This window comes from Streptomyces scabichelini, from assembly GCF_011045015.1.
GTDB classification, from domain to species: domain Bacteria; phylum Actinomycetota; class Actinomycetes; order Streptomycetales; family Streptomycetaceae; genus Streptomyces; species Streptomyces scabichelini.
Window position 1 is genome coordinate 1 of sequence record NZ_JAAKZY010000185.1, and the last position, 20,344, is coordinate 20,344.

Sequence of the window (20,344 nt, forward strand, 5' to 3'; positions counted from 1 at the left end):
GGGGGCAGCAGGGGCGGGGCGGGAACCGGAGTTCGCCGCAGTCGGCGCAGGCCTGGATGCGGAGTTCGCCCCGGGCGGCGTACTCCCAGAAGGGGGCGCCGTCGTCATCGAGGACGGGGGACAGGAGTTCTCCCGGCATCGTCATCTCCTCAGTTCCGTAGGAGGATCGCGGAGGTCGGGACGCCCTCACCCGCCGTGACCAGGCAGGTCGCGGCGTCCGGGACCTGGGCGGTGCTCGTGCCCCGCAACTGCTTCACGCCCTCGTTGATCAGGTTGAAGCCATGGACGTACGCCTCGGAGAGCCCGCCGCCGCTCGTGTTGACCGGCAGCCGTCCGCCGATCTCCAGGGCCCCGCCCTCGGTGAAGGCGCCGCCCTCGCCTCTCCCGCAGAAGCCGTACCCCTCCAGGGAGAGCGGGATGAGCGCCGTGAAGGCGTCGTAGATCTGGGCGACGTCCGTGTCGTGGGGCCCGAAGTCGGCGTGTTTCCACAGGTGCCGGGCGGCGGTCCAGGCCGGGCCTGTGAGCGGGTCGTCGTTCCAGTAGTTGACCATGCCGTGGTGCTGGGCGGGCAGGCCCTGGGCGGCGGAGTGGACGTACACGGGTGTCTGCCGGCAGTCGCGCGCCCGCTCCTTGGACACGATCACGCAGGCCAGCGCCCCGTCCGTCTCGAGGCAGTTGTCGAAGAGGCAGAGGGGTTCGCTGATCCAGCGGGAGGTCATGTACATCTCGCGGGTCAGGGGACGCTCGTACATCATCGCGGCGGGGTTCTGATTGGCCCGGTTGCGGCAGGCGAGCGCGACATTGAAGAAGTGATCCCGGGTCGCCCCGTACTCGTGCATGTAGCGGCGCGCGAGCATGGCGATCTCGTCGGCCGGCCGGAGGAGTCCGAAGGGGCGGGTCCACTGGGCGGGGGTGGGGAGTTGGGCTGTCGTGTTCTTCCAGGGCCTCGGGCCCGACCCCCGCTTCCGCGACCGCCAGGCGACCCCGACGGTGGCCTGCCCGGTGGCGACGGCGGCGGCGAGATGCGCGACGGTGGCGCACGAACCGCCGCCTCCGTAGCCGGCCTTGCTGAAGAAGGTGAGATCGCCGGCGCCGATCGCCTTCGCCAGCTCGACTTCGTCGGTCTCCTCCATGGTGTACGAGGCGAGGCCGTCGACCTCGCTCGGCGGGATCCCGGCGTCGTCGAGGGCGGCGAGGACGGCGCGGCAGGCCAAGGTCTTCTCGGACTCCGGGAGTTGCTTGGCGAAGGCCGTCTGACCGATCCCGACGATGGCGGTCGCGTCCTTGAGTTCGGTCATGGGTACGTACCTCCCTGGAGTCCGCACTGCTGACAGTGCGTCAGGCTACAGCTAATCTGACGGGTAGTCAGCTAGTGGTACGCCTGTTGGTATGGGGAGGACTGAGATGCGCGGAGACCTGGAGTGGGGCAGTATCCCGGGGCTGGTCCGCGCGGCGGCCGAGCGGTACGGCGACACCGAGGCGGTCGTGGAGGGGCGTACGCGCGTCTCGTACGCGGAGCTGGGCGCACGCGTCGAGCGAGCCGCGGCGGCGTGCATCGCGAGCGGCGTCCAGGCCGGCGACCGCGTGGCGATCTGGGCGCCGAACTCGCTCGACTGGATCGTCTCGGCGCTGGGCGCGGTGTCGGCCGGGGCGGTGCTCGTACCGCTGAACACGCGCTTCAAGGGGGCGGAGGCGGCGTACGTGCTGTCCCGCAGCCGGGCGCGGCTGCTGTTCGTGACGGGGACGTTCCTGGGGACGTCGTACGTGGCGTCGCTGCGGCGGGCGGCTTCGGAGGGGGAAGGCATCGGGCCGCTCCCCGGCTTGCCGCACCTGGAACAGGTGGTGGTGCTGTCGGACGACGCACCCGCCGACTTCCGCACGTGGAAGGACTTCCTGGCGAGCGGGGACGGGGTCGGGGAGCCGGAGACACGGGACCGCTCGGCGGTCCTGTCACCCGGCTCCCCCTCCGACATCATCTTCACCTCGGGCACGACGGGCCGCCCCAAAGGCGCCATGATCACGCACGCGCAGACGCTACGGGCGTACGAGGTGTGGAGCGATCTGGCGGGCCTTCGGACGGGCGACCGCTACCTGATCGTGAATCCCTTCTTCCACACCTTCGGCTACAAGGCGGGTGTGATCGCCTGCCTGATGCGGGGCGCGACGATGATCCCGCAGCCGGTGTTCAACGTGGACACGGCGCTGGCGAACATCGCGTCGGAGTGGATCTCGGTCCTGCCCGGCCCACCGACGCTTCACCAGTCCCTCCTGGACCACCCGTCCCGTGACGCGTACGACCTCTCGGCCCTGCGGTTGGTGGTGACGGGCGCGGCGGTCGTACCACTGCGCCTGGTGGAACGTCTGCGGACGGAACTCGGCGTGGGGACGGTCCTGACCGCGTACGGACTCTCGGAGGCCAGCGGCATCGTCACGATGTGCCGGCGCGGGGACGAGCCGGAGGTGATCGCGTCCACGTCGGGGCGGGCGATCCCCGACACGGAGGTGAAGGTGGTGGACGCGTCGGGGGCGTCGGTCCCCGCCGGCTCGCCGGGAGAGGTCCTGGTCCGCGGCTTCAACGTCATGCGGGGCTATTTCGAGGACCCGCAGTCGACGGCGTCTGTGCTGACGCCGGACGGCTGGCTGCGTACGGGGGATGTCGGCGTCCTGGATTCCGCGGGCAACCTCCGTATCACCGACCGGATCAAGGACATGTTCATCGTCGGCGGCTTCAACGCGTACCCGGCGGAGATAGAGCAACTCCTCGACCTCCACCCGGATGTGGCGGACGTCGCGGTGATCGGCGTCCCGGACGGGCGGCTGGGCGAGGTGGGCAAGGCATATGTAGTACGCCGCCCCGGGACGACTCTGACGTCGGACGACCTGATCGCCTGGGCGCGACGCGAGATGGCGAACTACAAGGTGCCGCGGGCGGTGGAGTTCATGGGGGAGCTGCCTCGGAATGCGAGCGGGAAGGTGGTCAAGGGGGAGTTGAGGGGGCGCGTGTGACCGACCCTCGCTCGGCGACGGCTCAGTGGCTGCGAGCCACCGTCACCGTCTTGTCGTGCTGTTGAGGGCCGTGTCCGGGGTGCTCGGGCTGGGTCACGGGTGCGGGAGGGTCGCTGAAGTGGCGCCATCGGGCCGGGGCTTCGGCCATGACGACGGCGAGGACGAGCCAGAAGAGGAGTGCGATCCGGTCCAGGTTGGCCGGATGATCCACCATGCTCGCCAGGAAGAAGCCGGTGAGTGAGGCGAGACCGACAGTGCCGATCACCGACTTCGCGCGGGCGGCGCGGGCGGCGGTGGACCAGGCGATCACCGTCACCGAGACGATGGCGAGCAGCCCGAGCGGCCCCGTCTCGACGAGCCAGTTCAGCCACAGGTTGTGGGCGTGCACGAAGACCCGGTCGCCGGGCGCCGCTGCGGATATGACGGCACCCGAGCGGCCAAGGCCGACGCCCAGCGGGTTGTCCGCGGCGACCCCGAGGGCCGCGTCCCAGGCCTGGCCGCGCACCCCCAGCGAGTCGCCGGCCCGTGACACCGCCCAGATCACGGCGGTCGCGACGGCCAGGCAAGCGACGGCCAGGCAAGCCACCCCCAGTCCGGCCACCAGCCTCCGCTGTGTCCGGTTGGCGAGCCGGGGGGCCGGCCAGTAGGCGGCGGCGAACACGAGCAGCCCTGCGGCACCGGCGACGTAGCCGCCGCGGGAGAAGGTCGTCAGCAGAGCCCCGTACCCGACGATCCCCATGAGGACGACCGAGGTCCTGGCCGTGCGCTCGTCGACCGAGATGACGGCGAGCAGGACGAACGGGAGCATCAGGACGAGGAACGCGGCCAGCAGATTGGGGTTCGCGAACGTGCCGACGGCACGGATCAGCACGCCGCCCCCGCCTGCGTCGCCGGCATCGCAGGAGACGTCGGTGAATAGCCCCGTACGGCAGAAGCCGGTCGGCGTCGCGTTCGTCACCTGCGAGAACGCTGCCGTACCCGCGGCGGACACGGAGACCAGAGCCAGCAGTGCGATCGCCCGCCACGACTCGGGTTGGGTGCGCCGGAGCCCGACGACCAGGTAGTAGCAGGCGATGACGGTCACCAGCCCGCGCAGCGGCGCCGTGGGATGCCCGCCGATGTACGTGCTCGTCACAGAGGCGACAAGCAGCAGCCCGACGGGGACATCAAGGCGTGTACGGAAGTCCCGGAGCCGCGGCCGCGACCGGCCGCGTACCGGGATCAGCAGAGCGGCCAGCGATGAGGAACCAAGTGCTGAGGAATCAATCGATTGAGGCCTGCTCCTCGTACTCCACCTCGATGTGTTTCATGTGCTCCTCGCCGTAGGCCTCCCTCAGAATCGGTTCGGCCTTCGCGGGGTCGGAGACGCCCACCGACACACGGTGGCTGTTCATGCCGACCGACCAGATCATGAAGGTGCCCTTCCAGCGGTCCATGTCGCCGCTGATGCGATCGACGAGCGCCTTGAGCTCCGCTTCGGTGACGTCGGTGTCGTACATCCGTATCGTCACGCCTTTCTCGGCCGCGCCGCAGAGCTCGGCGTCGAAATGCTCGGCTCGCGTGCCGGGGATGCGGTAGACGTGGGCGGCCCTGTTCGCGTCGTCGACCGACAGTCCGGTGAAGATGCCCGGGTAGTCCTTGGCCGTCCTGTCGATGTACGCCAACACCCGGTACAACGGGGTGTCGTCCGGGTAGCTCCCCTTGGGGGCGCGACGGGGGAGGCTGCCCTCCGGCTGCGTCCCGACGCACACGGTGGCGGGAGCGGCAGCAACAGGGGCCGATGCCGCGGCTGTTGCGTCATCCGGGCCGGCACTGGCGCCGGCCCCCTGAAGCGTTCCGAGGGTCAGCACACCCACGATGACGACTGCGGCACCCCTGGCCGACCTTCGCTTGGCCGACTGCTCCAGCTTGTTCATGTGCCGTCTCCCTTTGTGCGCCTTGCTTGGTACGGGGACGTGGGGGACAGCGGACGGGTTCATTCCGGAAAGGGCTGACCGAGCGGGCGCGTTCAGGACCGCCGGGCGAGGCCGACGCGAGCCGGTCGGACCGAGGCTCAGTGTGCCAGGGCGGCACGAATCTCCCGGATCATCACTCCTGGCCGGTGGAAGACGTCCGCGGCGGTGAAGCGGAGGAGGTTTCGGACCTCCGGGCACTGAAACACCTGGTTGAAGCGGGCGACATCGCGGCGGTGGGACTCACGGGTGCCGTGGTAGGCGTACCCCTCGATCTCCACGGCCAGCCCCTCGGCCCGGAAGAAGAAGTCCAGGTAGCGGTGGCGGCCGTCGGGCGTACGGAGTTCGGCCTGGCTCTCGGGTCGGAGGCCGGCTTCGTGCATGCGCAGGCGCGCGATGGTCTCGGCGGTCGAGCCGGCATTTAGGTCGGTGAGCTGCAACCAGCCGCGAGCTCTGTCCGCTCCGAGCGCCGGGGCTTCGAGCTCGAGGGCGATCAAGGCCTTCGTCGTGAGGGCTGCCCGGCGGACCTGCCCGACCCTCCGCCGGGTAAGGGCCGACTCGACGGCGACCTGGGCCTCGTCCCGGGGCCCAGCTCGGAGGAGGTCGGCGAGCGTACGGGAAGTACGGGTCACGCGCAGGCCGTCCCTCCGGTCGATCTCTCCTTCTCCGAGAGGCATCCGGTGTACGAGCACGCCCCCTTTTCCCTGCCGGCGAACCTCGCACTCAGGGTCGATGAACTCCAGGGGGCTCCGGGCTGCTGGCGTGAGCGTCTCAATTCCCCAGAGCGCGGCCGCCGACCGGTGACTCACGACGAGCTGCGGCGTCAGGAACTGCACGGCCCGAAGACGGACCGGGAGGTCAACCGCCCGCCCCGGCTCGGCCCAGGCCCCGGCACGGACAGGAGTCCAGCCTTCTCTCCGGAGCGCCCGGGAGAGCGGACGGCGCTCCCAGCCGGCTTCGAGCGCACGCGAACTGAGGAGCACGCCTTCCTGGGCGAGAGCGAGTAGGGGGCCCTGGTGATCCATGGCCTCAGAATCCCGGAGCCGGGGATCACTCCGCCTGAGCCTGTGGATAACGGTGGAGGGGGAGGCTGATTGGAAGGTTTGGGACGGTTGAGAGGAGCTGTGGGTGTCCCGAACCTTCCAATTACTCCCTGAGCTGCGAGGTGGAGACGCCTCGGCCGCGGTGGCTCCCCCTCCGCGCCACCGCGGCCGATCCCCGTGCCGGGAGTGGACTAGTTGGCCGGTCCGCTCGGTGCACTGTTGTCCAGCGTGGAGACGGTCTCGTCGTTCGCCGGCGCGCTGGGTGCGCTGTTGTCCAGTGGCCCGACGGGCGTCTCGTCGTTCGCCGGCGGGGCGGGCGCACTGTTGTCCAGCGTGGTGACGGTCTCGTCGTTCGCCGGTCCGCTGGGTGCGCTGTTGTCCTGCGGCTTGAGGTCCGCGTCCTTGCTCTTCTCGGTCATCTGCTCGAGTTCCTCTGCTCTAGTGACGGTGGAGTGAGGAACGCCCGTCCGGCTGCTCCCCCGTGGGCCACCGGACGGGCGTTGCGGAGCCGCACACTAATCGTTGGGCTCCTCGTCAGACCGCCTGCCCCCCGACGCGACGGTGTGACGAGTAAGAGATTGCCTTGCGGCGATAAACGAATGCTGAACGTCCGCGATGCTCTGAGACGCAACCTGTTGCTCAGGCCGCCGCAGCAGGCCTGAGCAACCCGCGTACCTCGCTGGCTTCCTCGGCGCCGGTCTGTTCGTAGAGATTCAGAGCCTCCCGCCAGCATGCCTGCGCCCGATCCGCCTGCCCCAGAGCGGAGAGTGCCCGCCCGAGGAGCGTCAGGACATTGCCCCGCATCCAGTCGCCGCCGATACAGCCCATAGCGAGAGCCTGTTCAGCCTGTTGAGCCGCTCGCGCGGGATGACGGGCGGCGAGATGCACCTCGGCTATCCGGAAGTTGGTGGTTCCCTCCCAGAGCCGCTGCCGGTGGTCGGTGAAGATGCTCAGGGCATCGGAGAACTGGCTGAGTGCCTCGCCATGGCGTCCGGCCTTGGTCAGAGCCATGCCCAGGGCGTAGTGCCCGCTGGCGCGGCGCATCGGCCTGCCCAACTCGGCGTGGACCGCGAGTGCGTGCTCGGCGATCTCGACCGCCTTCGCGACGTTGTCCAAACCGAGGTGGGCACGTGAGAGATTGGCCAAGGTCACTGCTTCGTTGAGCCTGTTACTGGCCGCGCGGTAGCCCTCTATTGCTTGGTCGAAGAAGGTCTTGGCGTCCACGTACCGCTGCTGTCGCAGGAAGACGAGGCCCAAGTCGTTGGCTGCCCAACTCCTCGGGGTGATGTCCTCTGCGGAAGCCGCAAGTTCCATCGCGAGCTCAGCCTGTTCTGCCGCCTGCTGGAGACGGCCGGAGACCAGGAGCACGTTGGTGAGGGTTGTACGCGCTCTGCCCTCCGCACGTACGTCTCCTGCAGCCCGTGTGGCCTCGCACGCCGCCCTGGCTGTCGTCTCGTACTGGTGGGAGTTGGCGCCCGACTCGGTCAGATCCTTGGCCATCCACAGGAGATCGACTGCGCGACGTAGCCTGTCCGTGCCCGCGGACTGGTGTACGCAGGCCAGCAGCGGAGCCGCCTCGGTGTACAGCCAGTCCAGGGCGGCGCCTCCTTCGGTGAACCTCAACCCTGGGTACTCGGTCGGCTCCAGGTGATCCACAATCCGATCCCCCGGCCGCTCAATCGCATAAACCCCCGCCGCCGTAGCCAAGTAAAAGTCCAGCAACCGCGACATGGCCGCCTCCCGCTCACTCGGCGGCTGCTCATCTCTCTCCGCACATGCACGCGCGTAGAGGCGCACCAAGTCGTGGTACCGATACCGTCCGGGAGCCGCAGATTCCAGCAGCGACGTGTCGACCAGTGACTCCAGCAAGTCCTCCGTCTTCTCGGCGGGAAGGTCCAGTACGGCGGCGGCCGCAGCCAGCGAGATGTCCGGACCGTCGGCCAGCCCCAGCAAGCGGAACGCCCGGGCCTGGGCGGGCTCCAGCTGTCCGTAACCCAGCTCGAAAGTGGCCTTCACCGCCAGGTCACCGGCCTGCAGCTCATCCAGCCGGCGCCGCTCATCGCCGAGCTTCGCCGCCAGCACCGACACCGTCCACGTGCGACGGGCCGCCAGTCGAGACGCCGCGATGCGGATCGCGAGCGGCAGGAATCCGCACGCCGCCACCACGTCCAGCGCGGGCTTCCGTTCGGAGGCCACCCGTTCCTCGCCCACGATCTTCGTGAACAGCAGCAGCGCTTCCTCGGGAGACATCACGTCCAGGTCGACCAGGTGCGCGCCCGCCAGGTCCACCATCCGTACGCGTGACGTCACCAGGGCCGCGCATCCCGCCGTCCCGGGCAGCAGCGGGCGCACCTGGGCGGCATCCCGCGCGTTGTCCAGCAACACCAGCACCTGCCGACCGTCCAGGACCGACCGGTACAGCGCCGCGCGCTCCTCCAGCGAGTCCGGGATGGCGGAGTCGGCAGTGCCCAAGGCCCGCAGAAAGGCCCCGAGCACCGTCTCCGGTTCAGCAGCCCGCGCCCCCGCACCCTGCAAGTCCACGTACAACTGGCCGTCGGGGAAGGACGAACGGGCCTGGTGCGCCACATGCACGGCCAGCGTCGTCTTCCCCACGCCCCCGATCCCGGCCAGTGCCGACACCGCCATCACCCGGCCCTCGGCCGCGGACGCCGCCGACAGCACCTCGCTGAGCTCGGCCACGAAGGACGCCCGGCCGGTGAAGTCCGAAACGGTGGCGGGGAGTTGCGCCGGCTTCACGGGTGCGGCAGCCGGCTCCTCCACCGGCGCCGACGGTTCCGCGAGGGCCGGGTCGGCCTGCAGGATCCGTCGCTGCAAGTCCTTCAACCCCGGTTGCGGGTCCACCCCCAGCTCGTCCGCGAGCAGGCGTCGCGTGTCCGCGTACACGGCCAGCGCCTCGGCCTGCCGCCCGCTGCGGTACAGCGCGAGCATCAGCAGCTCCCGCAACCGCTCCCGCAGGGGATGCGCCGCCGTCAGTGCCGTCAGCTCCGAGACCGCCTCCGCGTGGCAGCCCTGTTCGAGGTCCATGTCGAGCCGGGTCTCGACGAGTTGGAGCCGCCACTCCCCCAACCGCGTCCGCTGCGTGTCCGCGTACGGTCCCGGAACGCCCGCCAGTACTTCCCCGTCCCACAGGCTCAGCGCCTTGTTCAGCAGGGTGCGCGCGTGGCACAGATCCCCGGCGTTGCGCGCCTTCTCCGCGTCCGCCGCCAGTTCCTGGGCCAGGGCGAGGTCCAGCGAGCCGTCGCCCAGCGACCGGATCGCGTACCCGCCCGACTCGCTGACCAGGACCCCGGAGCCGAGGACTTTCCGCAGGCGGGAGGCGTACGTACGGACCGCGGCCAGCGCCTGGGAGGGCGGCTCCTGGCCCCAGAGGGCGTCGATCAGCTCGGAAGCCGTGGCCGTACGACCCTCGCGCAGGAGCAGCGCCGCGAGCAGGGCACGCTGTTGCGGGGACCCGGTGGGCAAGGACTCCGCGCCACGCCAGGCGCGCACCGGGCCGAGCACGCTGAAGTGCGGCACCGCCGATTCCGCGGTCTCCCACTCCTTCAGCGGCTCCGGTACGCGCGGTACATCGTCCATCGCTGTCCCCCTGCCGAACCCCTGCCGAAACGTCATGACAACCACGCCAGTTTGCCTTGTTCACGGCGGATACGTCAGCCGTGGGAGACGTCGATCACAGGCCGACGTGCCATGGGCTGAAACGTCTCACAAGGTCCCCACACAGTCCCCTCAAGCCTCACCACGCAGTCCCCTCAAGCCAGAGACCGCTTACCGCCGCTTGCCGCCGCTTACCGGGGAAACACCGGGGATGCACCGGGGATTACCGGACAGCAGGTAGCCGACGGGTTGCTGACGGGATAGCTGACGGGTCGTCAGATCAGCGATACCGTAAGACCCCATGGAGACCATGGAGACCTTCCCGAAGATCATCTCGGTGGACGACCACACGGTCGAGCCCCCCAACGTCTGGCGGGACCGGCTCCCGTCGAAGTACCAGGACCGAGGCCCCCGTATCGTCCGCGCGCCGCTGAAGGAAATGACCTTCCTGGGCGGCAAGTTCGCCCCCGTCATGGGCAGCCCCGGAGACGACGGACCGATCGGCGACTGGTGGGTCTATGAAGACCTGCACCGGCCCCTCACCCGTCTCGACACCGCCGTCGGGTACTCCCGCGACGAGATCAAGCTAGAGATCATCACGTACGAGCAGATGCGCCCGGGCTCGTACGACGTCCCGCAGCGCCTCGCCGACATGGACGTCAACCACGTCCAGAGCGCCGTCTGCTTCCCCACCTTCCCCCGCTTCTGCGGCCAGACCTTCACCGAGGCCAAGGACCACGAACTCGGTCTGCTGGGGGTGCGCGCGTACAACGACTGGATGGTGGAGGAGTGGTGCGGGCCCGAGGCCCAGGGGCGGCTGATACCGCTCACGCTCATCCCTCTCTGGGACGCCGAGCTGGCGGCGCAGGAGGTGCGCCGCAATGCCGCTCGCGGCGTACGCGCCGTCGCCTTCTCCGAGATACCCCCGCACCTCGGACTGCCGTCCATCCACACGGACGACTGGGACCCGTTCCTTGCCGCCTGCGACGAGACCGGCACCGTCATCGCCATGCACATCGGGTCCAGCAGCAAGATGCCCTCCACCTCCGCCGACGCACCGCCCGCCGTCGGCTCCACCATCACCTTCGCCAACTGCTGCTTCTCGATGGTCGACTGGCTGATGAGCGGCAAGTTCGAGCGCTTCCCGAACCTGAAGGTCATGTACGCGGAAGGGCAGATCGGCTGGATCCCGTACATCCTCGAGCGCGCGGACGTGGTGTGGGAGGAGAACCGTGGCTGGGGCGGCGTCGCCGACAAGGTCCACCGCCCGCCGTCCGAGCTCTTCGCCGAGCACGTGTACGGGTGCTTCTTCGACGATGCCTTCGGGCTGAAGAACCTCGACGCGATCGGGGTCCCGAACGTGCTGTACGAGACCGACTACCCGCACTCCGACTCCACCTGGCCCAAGTCCAGGCAGGTCGGCGAGGCCCAGATGGGGCACCTCGACGCGGACGTCGTCGACCGGATCGTACGGCGGAACGCGATCGAGCTGCTGGGGCTGACGAAGGACGGACTCTGGGCCGGACCGGGCGGTGCCCAATGAGCAGACTCTTGTACGGGATGCAGCTCCCCGTCCAGTCACAGAGCACCCTCTACGCCGAGGGGTGGGAGGCGGCCGCCGGGCCCGACGACCTCGTCGAGATCGCGCGCACGGCCGACCGCTCCGGCTTCGCGTATCTCGCGAGCTGCGACCACGTCGCCATCCCGCGCCGCCTCGCGGCCGCGATGAGCACCATCTGGTACGACCCTGTGGCCACCCTCGCCTTCCTGGCCGGAGTCACCGAGCGCGTACGGCTGCTCAGCCATGTCGCCGTCGTCGGACTCCGGCACCCCCTCGTCACCGCCAAGCAGTACGCGACTCTCGACCATCTGAGCGGGGGGCGCCTGATTCTTGGAGTCGGCGCCGGGCACGTACAGGAGGAGTTCGAGGCGCTGGGTGTTGATTTCGAGCGGCGCGGGTTCGTGCTCGACGAGAGCATCGACGCACTGCGGTCCGCCCTCGGGCCTGATGAATTCCCGGAGCATCATGGGAAGTTGTACGACTTCGAGGGGCTCGGGCAGCGGCCCCGGCCCGCGCAGGTCCGGGTCCCTGTCTGGGTCGGCGGTTCATCCCCCGCGGCCGTGCGCCGGGCCGCGGTCAAGGGGGACGGGTGGCTGCCGCAGGGGGATCCGCGGGACCGGCTGCCGGAGCAGATCGCCCGGTTGAAGCGGCTGCGGGAGGAGGCGGGAGTCGCCGAGCCCGTCGTCGTCGGCGCCATCACCGAGCCGCTGTACGTCGGCGAGCCCGGGTGGGAAGTCGGCCGCCGCACCCTCTCCGGCCGCCCCGAGGTGCTCGCCGAGTCGTTGCGCGCGTACCGGGCGATGGGGGTTCATCAGATCCAGGTCCGGTTCCGGTCCCGGAGCAGGACTGAACTCACGGACCAGATGGCGGCGTTCGGGACGGAGGTAGCTCCGCATCTTTAAGCGGCGGCACCTGAAGGCGCCCGTCAGGGGCGCGGGGAACTGCGCGACTAGCCACCGATGGCCTGCAGCCATCGAACCACCCGCAGTTCCCTGCCTCTCCCAGCGGAAGGCGACCTGTCTGACAGCATGACAGCGAATCTTTGAAAGCTTGAACAGGTCCGAGCCGAGTCGCGTACCTAATGTCGTCATGACTTCGGCGGAAGGACACGCGAAATGCGATCTTCCAGGCACGTCAGCAAGGCGAATCACTCCCTCCTGCTCGCTGCTCCAGCCGATTCGTCCTGCAGACTGACCGTCGTCCTGGCCTGCGCCGAGGACGACTGGCCGCACGACGACTGGCCCGCCCCGAACGATCCGTACGTCGACCGGGTACTGTTCGCGCCCGCGCCCCATCACTTCCTGCGCGACCGTGCCCGCGACGCGGACCACGACGCCGTGGACGTCGTGGTGCTGCGCTGCGAGGACCCGGCGGACGCGTTTCCGAGGCTGCTCAGCGCTATGGGTGACATGAACGCGTCAGTGATCGTGATCAGTCCTCAACGGGATGTCGAGACGATCGTCCAGGTCTTCCGCGGCGGAGCCGGCTACCTGGTCGAGGGCGACTACTGCACCTGCATGCTCTCCGCCGCGGTCGTGGGGGCGACGACCGGGCACACGTATCTCTCGCCGGTGGCGTGTGCGGCCCTCAGGGAGTGCGCCCAGCGCATGGCCGAGCCGCGCGACGACTCCCTGGAACGGCTGCGGTCCATGCTCTCGCCCCGTGAGCGGCAGATCATGGAATTACTGTCGACCGGCTTGGGCGCGCAGGAGATCGGGGTGCGGCTGAGGCTGAGCGAGAAGACCGTCCGCAACAACCTCAGCAACATCTACGCCAAGCTGGACGCCCGGGGGAGTACGGACGCGGTGCTGCGGTGGCTGGGGGCCAGGCAGGGCGACAGCCTGGGGTCCTCGGCTCGCTGACGCTGCCGTCGATGTGACGGGCAGGGGCGTCGACGTGAGGGACACGGGCACGGAAGAAGCCCCCGCGTGAGAAGCGGGGGCTTGTCGGCCGTCGGCTACGACTGCCCTCCGGGCGCCTTACGGAGCAGGGACCTCCGACAGCGGGATCTCGACATCCGTGACGTTCGCGCCGCCCTCGCCGAATCCGGGCTGCTGCGACTCGGCACGGATCTCGGCGCTCTGCGGGCTGCTGCCGCCCTGGACTTCCTCGGCCTGCGGCGTACCGCACTTCACGTTGCGCAGCCAGAGGCGGCCGTCAGGGGTGCCGTTCTTCAGGATCTGCGGATAGAAGACATGCACGGTCTTGGCGCCCTCGCTGGGGGAGAAGAACACCTTCTGGCCGTCCTGCTCCTCCTTGTACGTGGCCTTGAGGTACCCGCTCACGTCGGTGCGCTTCTCCGACCACATGAAGAAGCCGATGTGGTCGGGCTGCACCTTGTCGGTCCTGGAGAAATCGAAGCCGGTGCCGGTGTCGTCACGCTCGAGGCTGAATTCCGTCGTGTTGAACTTGGCGCCGATCTCGAAGAACGAGCTGCTCAGCTTGGAATCGGCGGCGGCGACGAACCCGTCTTCGAGCGTGATGGACCTGACCACCGATGTGGACACCGAGAAGTTCTTCTCGAGAGCAGTCGTGGCTCCGCAGTTGTCGGACGGGGTGGAAACGCGCTTGTTGGGCCCCAGGTTGTTCCTCTTGAACTGGACGTCGACGAATTCGCAGTTCTCCAGTTTGTCGGAGTTCTCCGCGCAGTCCTTGGACACTTCGGAGGGGGTGGCGGCACCCGCCGAGTACATCAGCGGAACGGCCACCCCGGCGGCCACCACTGGGGCCAGCATGAGGGTGATGCGCTTCTTCCTGCTCCGGTGGTTTCCCTTGCGGCCGGGGCGTGTCATGGTGCGTCTCCTTGGGGGGAAGTGTGGGGAGTTGAGGGCTGGAGAAAGGTCCGTCAGCAGTCGGTCAGGATGGCCTTGGGCTCCCCGTCCGCGATTCCGGGAGCTCCGGCGGCTCCGGCCAGGGTGACGGGTCCCTCGACGACGTCCTGCGCCGTGTAGTTCTGCTCGGGGACGGCGTTGGTGGTGGTGGTCGCCGAGCGGGCCTCGATCTTCACTCGCCATTCGCCCGTCATCCGCTGCATCTTCGGCGTGAACTCCATGTGGAGGACCTTGCCGACCGGAACATCCCTCGTTTCCTTGTCGCCGGCGGTCACCGTCTCGAGGGTCAGGTCGGTCGTTCCCTTGTGCTTGAGCCAGGACCCGCTCAGGGCGCCGAAGAGCCCTCCGCCGGCGCCCTGCTGAGTCGCGGTGTACTTGCCCTCGCCCTGACCCACGGTCGCCTTCCAAGTCGTGTCGACCTTCGCGGGCTCGGTGGCGTTCGGCTCGCAGTTCGGGAAGTCGACCGTGACCTTCTCCGTGGGGCCGTCGAAGGTCTCGAACTTCGTCTCGACGAAATCGCAGGTGTCGGACTCGAAACTGGGGCCGGCGATCCCATGGCCACCAAAGTCTTCGAGGGACTGTTTCTTGCCGTTGAGGACCTCGGTCCTTTCGCACAGCCTGATGATCTCTTCCGGCGTCTTCTCCTCGGCGGCGTTGGCCGACGGCAGGAGAACGGTGGCAACGGCGGCACCCGTCGTGATCGCCGCCCCGATCGCCACATACCGGACCTTCTTGTTCTTGAATCGCCTCTTGGCCACGCTCTGCTCTCTCCTTGAGGGGACTTTTATTGGGAGTTCCTTTGCCTTCCCGTTGAGGAATATTGACGTCCGCTCGGCGGATCCCGACAGAGTCAAATGTCCCTACCTGTCGGTCACTTCGGGTGTGCGATGCCCCACACCCGCCACCGCCCTCCCTCTTGCCTGACGGTCCGTCAGATACGACGATGAGGCGTCAGGGAGCATCAAGAGGCGTCAGGACGCAGGCGACGAAGTGCAGGCGACGAAGGAGAGGCACCCCATGGGCAAGCTCGACGGACGCGTCGTCCTCATCACCGGTGCCGCGCGCGGCCAGGGCGAACAGGAGGCGCGGCTCTTCGTCGCGGAGGGCGCCCAGGTCGTCATCGGGGACGTACTGGACGATCAAGGAGAGGCACTGGCCAAGGAGTTGGGTGCGAAGTACGCGCACCTCGACGTGAGCCAGGAGGGTGACTGGCAGGCCGCCGTGGCCGCGGCCAAGGAGACGTACGGGCGGATCGACGGGCTGGTCAACAACGCGGGGATCCTGCGCTTCAACGAGCTGGTCAGCACGCCGCTCGAGGAGTTCCAGCAGATCGTGCAGGTCAACCAGGTCGGGGTCTTCCTCGGGATCAAGACGGTCGCGCCCGAGATCGCGGAGGCCGGCGGCGGCACGATCGTGAACACCGCCTCGTACGCCGGAGTGACGGGCATGGCGTACGTCGGCGCGTACGCCGCCACCAAACACGCGATCGTCGGCCTGACCCGGGTGGCCGCGCTGGAGCTGGCCGGCAAGGGGATACGCGTCAACGCCGTCTGCCCGGGCGCGATCGACACCGCCATGAGCAACCCCGCCCAGCTCGATCCCGACGCGGACGCGGACGCGGAGAAGGCCGCCGAGGGCATCGACCGGCTGTACCGCAAACTCGTGCCGCTCGGGCGGATCGGGCAGCCGGAGGAGGTGGCGCGGCTCGTGCTCTTCCTCTCCGGTGACGACTCCTCGTACATCACGGGGCAGCCGTTCGTGATCGACGGGGGGTGGCTGGCCGGGGTCAGTGTCCTCTGATTCGGCCCCCTGATCCGGTGCTCTGATTTCGCTGACGCCCCGTCAGCTATTGACCCTTCGCGGGTGCGGTGCAACAGTCGGCGGAGTAGATCTGACGGCACGTCAGATACCGATGTTGGGGACGGTGAACCTCCTTGGAATTCGGGCTCTTTGTACAGGGATACGTGGGCAAGCGGGCCGAGACCGATCCGCTCGCCGAACACAAGGCGCTGATGGAGGAGACCGAGTACGTCATCCAGGCGGACAGGTCGGGCTTCAAGTACGCCTGGGCGTCCGAGCACCACTTCCTGGAGGAGTACTCGCACCTCTCGGCGAACGATGTCTTCCTCGGGTATCTGGCGCACGCCACCGAGCGCATCCACCTCGGGTCCGGGATCTTCAACCCTCTCGCCCAGGTCAACCACCCGGTGAAGGTCGCCGAGAAGGTCGCGATGCTCGACCATCTCAGCGAGGGCCGCTTCGAGTTCGGCAGCGGGCGGGGCGCGGGCTCGCACGAGATCCTCGGCTTCATCCCCGGCGTCACCGACATGAACTACACCAAGGAGATCTGGGAAGAGACCATCGCCGAGTTCCCGAAGATGTGGCTCCAGGAGGAGTACGTCGGGTTCCAGGGCAAGCACTGGTCGCTGCCGCCGCGCAAGGTCCTGCCCAAGCCGTACGGGAAGTCGCACCCCGCCATGTGGTACGCCGCCGGGTCCCCGCCCTCGTACGCCATGGCCGCCCGCAAGGGCTTGGGCGTGCTCGGCTTCAGCGTGCAGAAGGTCTCCGACATGGAGTGGGTGCTGGAGCAGTACAAGACGGCGATCGTCGAGGCGCAGCCGGTCGGGGACTTCGTCAACGACAACGTGATGGTGACGTCGACGGCGATCTGCGCGCCCACGCACAAGGAGGCGGTACGGATCGCCGCGAGCGGCGGGCTCCACTACCTCCAGTCGCTCGTCTTCCGGTACCACGACACGTTCCCGAGGCCTGAGGGGTTCCCCGTGTGGCCGGAGACGCTTCCCGAGTTCAACGAGGAGATCATCGAGCACCTCATCGCCGAGGAGCTGTTGATCTGCGGGGATCCGGACGAGGTGCTCACTCAGTGCAAGCGGTGGGAGGCGGCCGGGGCCGATCAGCTGTCTTTCGGGATGCCGATCGGGATCTCCCGGGAGGACACGCTGCAGACGATTCGGCTCGTCGGGGAGCACGTGATTCCGAAGATCGATACGGATCCTGTTCATCGGACTTCGCGGTTCCGGCAAGCCGCGTGATCGCCGTGGGGCTGCGGGCCATGCGCGGCTGCGGGCCGTCTGTGGCTGGTCGCGCAGTTCCCCGCGCCCCTGAGGGGCGCGTCCAACGCACCGGAGTTTAAGGAGGCGAGCTCTATGCTCGATCACGTCATCAAGGGCGCGACCGTCGTCGACGGGACGGGCGCGCCCGGCTACACCGCTGACGTGGGGATACGCGACGGCCGGATCGCCGTCATCGGTACGGTCACCGAGGAGTCCCGGTCGTCCGAGGACGCCGGCGGCCTCGTCCTCGCCCCCGGCTTCGTAGATCCCCACACGCACTACGACGCCCAGCTCTTCTGGGACCCGTACGCGACTCCCTCCCTCAACCACGGGGTGACGACCGTCGCCGGCGGCAACTGTGGCTTCACCCTCGCGCCCCTCAATCCCTCCCGACCCGATGACGCCGACTACACCCGGCGGATGATGTCCAAGGTCGAGGGGATGTCGCTGGTCGCGCTGGAGGAGGGGGCGCCCTGGAGCTGGCACACGTTCGGGGAGTATCTCGATGCCCTGGAGGGGCGGATCGCCGTCAACGCGGGGTTCATGGTGGGGCATTGTGCGCTGCGGCGGTATGTGATGGGGCCGGACGCGGTGGGCGGGCAGCCGACGGAGCAGCAACTGTCGGACATGCTGCGGCTCTTCCACGAGTCGATGGACGCGGGCGCGTGGGGGCTCTCCACGACGCAGTCGTCCACGCACTCCGACGGCGACGGGAAGCCGGTCGCGTCGCGGCACGCGAAGCCGTCCGAACTGCTGGCGCTGTCGAGGGCGGTCGCCGAACACGAGGGCACGCAGATCGAGGCGATCGTGGCGGGCTGCCTCGACCAGTTCAGCGACGACGAGATCGACCTCTTCGTGGAGATGAGCGCGTCGGCGGGCCGCCCGCTGAACTGGAACGTCCTGACGATCGACGCGGCCGTGCCCGACCGCGTACCGAGGCAGCTGGCCGCGAGTGAGCGCGCCCGCAAGGCCGGTGGCCGGATCATCGCGCTCACCATGCCGATTCTCACCCCCATGAACATGTCGCTCGGCACCTTCTGCGCGCTCAACCTGATCCCCGGCTGGGGCGACATCCTCGGCCTGCCGGTGCCCGAGCGGATCGCCAAACTCCGCGACCCGGACGTACGGGCCGGGATGCTGCGCCGCGCGGACTCGAAGGAGGCGGGTGTCTTCCGCCGCCTCGCCAACTTCGAGCGGTACGTCATCGGAGACACGTACAGCCCGGAGAACGAGGGCCTCACCGGTCGCGTCGTACGGGACATCGCGGCCGAGCGCGGCCAGGAGGCCTTCGAGTGCCTGGTCGAGATCTGCGCCAACGATCAACTGCGTACGGTCCTGTGGCCCATGCCGACCGACAACGACCCCGACTCCTGGGCCCTGCGCGCCGAGACCTGGCAGCACGAGGACGTCATGCTGGGCGGGTCCGACGCCGGGGCGCATCTGGACCGGATGTGCGGGGCGCCGTACACGACACGGTTCATCGGGGACTGCCTGCGCGGGCGGAAGCTGGTCGGTCTGGAGCAGGCGGTGAAGATGCTCACCGACGATCCCGCCCAGCTCTTCGGCCTGCGCGAGCGCGGGCGGATCACCGAGGGGTGGCATGCCGACCTCGTCCTGTTCGACCCGGAGCGCATCGACGCCGGCAAGGCCACGCTGGTGCACGACCTGCCGGGAGACAGCCCGCGGCTGGACTCCAAGGCGATCGGGATCAAGGCGGTCTGGGTCAACGGGGTCGAGGCGATCCGCGGGGACCAGGTGACGGGGGCGGTGCCGGGGAAGGTGCTGCGCTCCGGGCGGGACACCCGGACAGTGAGTACCAAATGACCGGGGCGAGCAGTCAAGTGGCCGGGGCGAGCAGCCAAGTGGCTGAGGTGAGCACCAGGTGACGGACGAGCAGCGGCTGTTCATCGGGGGCTCATGGGTCGTACCCGATGGCGGTTTCCACGAGGTGATCGACCCGGCGACCGAGGGGGTCGTCGGGTTGGCGCCGGAGGCCTCGCGGGATCAGGTGCACGCGGCGGCCGCCGCGGCCCGCGAGGCCTTCGGGCCGTGGTCGCGTACGGCCCCCGAGGAGCGCGCCGCGGTCCTGGACCGGGCGGCGGACATCATCAGGCGCAATCTGGTCCCGTACGCCGAACTCGCCCAGGCCGAGAGCGGCGCCACGACCGGGACGGCGCGCGGGATGCAGGTGGGCGTGGGCGCGGCCCGCTTCAGGCGGTACGCGAAAGGCGCGCTGGAGCCGGTCGAGGAGGCGCTTGTCCCGCAGATCAACGAGGCGGGCCCGTTCGGCAAGGCGGCCGTCATGGGCGCGCTGGCCGTACGCCAGCCGGTCGGCGTCGTCACCTGCATCACCTCGTACAACAACCCCTGGGCGAACCCGGCAGGCAAGATCGCGCCGGCCCTGGCGATGGGCAACACGGTGGTGGTGAAGCCCGCTCCCCAGGACCCGCTGTCGGTGTACCGGATGGCGGAGGCGCTCGAGGCGGCGGGGGCGCCACCGGGTGTGGTGAACGTGGTGAGCGGCTCCCGGGCGGAGGTCGGCGAGGCGGCCGTCGACTCGGGCGACGTGGACATGGTGAGCTTCACCGGCTCGACGGCCGTAGGGCAGCGCATCGCCGAGGTGTGCGGGCGCGACATGAAACGCCAGCTGATGGAGTTGGGCGGGAAAGGCGCGGCGGTCGTCTTCGACGACGCGGACCTGAAGTCGGCGGTGTCGGGGATCGGGACGACGTTCTCGTTCTACAGCGGGCAGATCTGCACGGCACCGACGCGGGTGCTCGCGCAGCGGGCGGTGTACGACCGTGTGGTCGACCAACTCGCCGCGTACATCGGCTATTTGAAGGTGGGCGATCCACGCGCCGAGGGCACGGTCGTGGGCCCGGTGATCTCGGCGGCGCACCGGGACAGGGTCGAGTCGTACATCGAGCTGGGCCGCAAGGAGGGCGCGCGGGTGGTCGCGGGCGGCGAGCGACCTGCGTACGACACGGGCTTCTACGTCGCCCCCACCCTCCTCGCGGACTGCACGAACGACATGCGGGTCGCCCGCGAGGAGATCTTCGGCCCGGTCGTCGTGGTCATCCCCTTCGACGACGAGGAGGAGGGCGTCGAGCTGGCCAACGACAGCGACTACGGCCTCATCGACTACGTGTGGTCGGGAGACGTGGCGCGCGCGTTCCGCGTGGCGCGGCAGCTGAGGGCCGGTGGGGTGGGGGTCAACACGGTCGGGCGGAACATGGAGGCCCCGTTCGGGGGCTTCAAGAAG

The 20,344-nt window shown here is 69.0% G+C and carries 17 protein-coding genes; 8 read left to right on the plus strand and 9 right to left on the minus strand.

Translation table 11 applies throughout. From position 1 onward, the window contains the following. Both G5C60_RS38670 and G5C60_RS38675 read right to left on the minus strand, forming a co-directional pair. The coding region (locus G5C60_RS38670; protein WP_241267387.1) for a zinc ribbon domain-containing protein at positions 1–145 on the minus strand (145 nt) is incomplete at its 3' end. A 4-nt stretch (positions 146–149) separates the two neighbouring features. Further along, on the minus strand, positions 150–1,298 hold the full coding sequence (locus G5C60_RS38675) for a lipid-transfer protein (RefSeq protein ID WP_165266735.1): 1,149 nt from the start codon (positions 1,296–1,298) through the stop codon (positions 150–152). 106 nt (positions 1,299–1,404) lie between these two features. On the opposite strand from G5C60_RS38675, the gene G5C60_RS38680 reads away from it, so the two are divergent. Then, a complete protein-coding gene (locus G5C60_RS38680) occupies positions 1,405–3,006 on the plus strand; it encodes a FadD3 family acyl-CoA ligase (protein ID WP_165266737.1) in 1,602 nt (533 codons plus the stop codon). Between the two features lie 22 nt (positions 3,007–3,028). Here the strand turns inward: G5C60_RS38680 and G5C60_RS53810 are convergent, their stop codons facing one another. From G5C60_RS53810 to afsR, 5 genes are all read right to left on the minus strand, one after another. Continuing rightward, positions 3,029–4,141, minus strand: coding sequence for an O-antigen ligase family protein (locus G5C60_RS53810; protein ID WP_338146052.1), 1,113 nt, complete (start codon positions 4,139–4,141; stop codon positions 3,029–3,031). Positions 4,142–4,268: 127 nt separating this feature from the next. Next, complete coding sequence (locus tag G5C60_RS38690; RefSeq protein WP_165266739.1) at positions 4,269–4,922, minus strand: hypothetical protein; 654 nt, start codon at positions 4,920–4,922, stop codon at positions 4,269–4,271. Between the two features lie 137 nt (positions 4,923–5,059). Continuing rightward, positions 5,060–5,590, minus strand: a complete 531-nt coding sequence (locus G5C60_RS52640; RefSeq protein ID WP_241267386.1) for a hypothetical protein — start codon at positions 5,588–5,590, stop codon at positions 5,060–5,062. 602 nt (positions 5,591–6,192) lie between these two features. Further along, positions 6,193–6,420 carry a hypothetical protein gene (locus G5C60_RS38700; protein ID WP_165266743.1) on the minus strand — a complete coding sequence of 76 codons (228 nt, stop codon included), beginning with the start codon at positions 6,418–6,420 and terminating at the stop codon, positions 6,193–6,195. A gap of 220 nt (positions 6,421–6,640) precedes the next feature. Beyond that, a complete protein-coding gene (gene afsR / locus G5C60_RS38705; protein WP_165266745.1) occupies positions 6,641–9,598 on the minus strand; it encodes an SARP-family global regulator AfsR in 2,958 nt (985 codons plus the stop codon). Positions 9,599–9,926: 328 nt separating this feature from the next. On the opposite strand from afsR, the gene G5C60_RS38710 reads away from it, so the two are divergent. The 3 genes from G5C60_RS38710 to G5C60_RS38720 all read left to right on the plus strand — a co-directional run bounded on the left by G5C60_RS38710 (position 9,927) and on the right by G5C60_RS38720 (position 13,039). Continuing rightward, positions 9,927–11,159: an amidohydrolase family protein gene (locus G5C60_RS38710; RefSeq protein WP_165266763.1), complete on the plus strand. Its 1,233-nt coding sequence runs from the start codon at positions 9,927–9,929 to the stop codon at positions 11,157–11,159. Then, entirely contained in the window at positions 11,156–12,079 is a 924-nt protein-coding gene (locus tag G5C60_RS38715; protein ID WP_165266747.1) for an LLM class F420-dependent oxidoreductase, read from the plus strand. The genes G5C60_RS38710 and G5C60_RS38715 overlap by 4 nt, the downstream gene beginning before the upstream one ends. Positions 12,080–12,292: 213 nt before the next feature. After that, positions 12,293–13,039, plus strand: coding sequence for a LuxR C-terminal-related transcriptional regulator (locus tag G5C60_RS38720; protein ID WP_165266749.1), 747 nt, complete (start codon positions 12,293–12,295; stop codon positions 13,037–13,039). 117 nt (positions 13,040–13,156) lie between these two features. Here G5C60_RS38720 and G5C60_RS38725 read toward each other — a convergent pair whose 3' ends face one another. Then, positions 13,157–13,969 (minus strand): hypothetical protein, encoded by an 813-nt coding sequence (locus tag G5C60_RS38725; RefSeq protein ID WP_165266751.1) that lies wholly within the window; start codon positions 13,967–13,969, stop codon positions 13,157–13,159. 53 nt (positions 13,970–14,022) lie between these two features. Beyond that, positions 14,023–14,766: a hypothetical protein gene (locus G5C60_RS38730; protein WP_338146053.1), complete on the minus strand. Its 744-nt coding sequence runs from the start codon at positions 14,764–14,766 to the stop codon at positions 14,023–14,025. Positions 14,767–15,025: 259 nt separating this feature from the next. Between G5C60_RS38730 and G5C60_RS38735 the strand changes: the two genes are divergently transcribed. The 4 genes from G5C60_RS38735 to G5C60_RS38750 all read left to right on the plus strand — a co-directional run. After that, a complete protein-coding gene (locus G5C60_RS38735) occupies positions 15,026–15,808 on the plus strand; it encodes an SDR family NAD(P)-dependent oxidoreductase (RefSeq protein WP_165266753.1) in 783 nt (260 codons plus the stop codon). A gap of 134 nt (positions 15,809–15,942) precedes the next feature. Next, a complete protein-coding gene (locus G5C60_RS38740) occupies positions 15,943–17,061 on the plus strand; it encodes an LLM class flavin-dependent oxidoreductase (protein WP_165266755.1) in 1,119 nt (372 codons plus the stop codon). 69 nt (positions 17,062–17,130) lie between these two features. Beyond that, complete coding sequence (locus tag G5C60_RS38745) at positions 17,131–18,906, plus strand: N-acyl-D-amino-acid deacylase family protein (RefSeq protein ID WP_277611443.1); 1,776 nt, start codon at positions 17,131–17,133, stop codon at positions 18,904–18,906. Positions 18,907–18,964: 58 nt separating this feature from the next. Continuing rightward, positions 18,965–20,344: aldehyde dehydrogenase family protein (locus tag G5C60_RS38750; protein WP_165266759.1), on the plus strand; the 1,380-nt coding region annotated here is incomplete at its 3' end.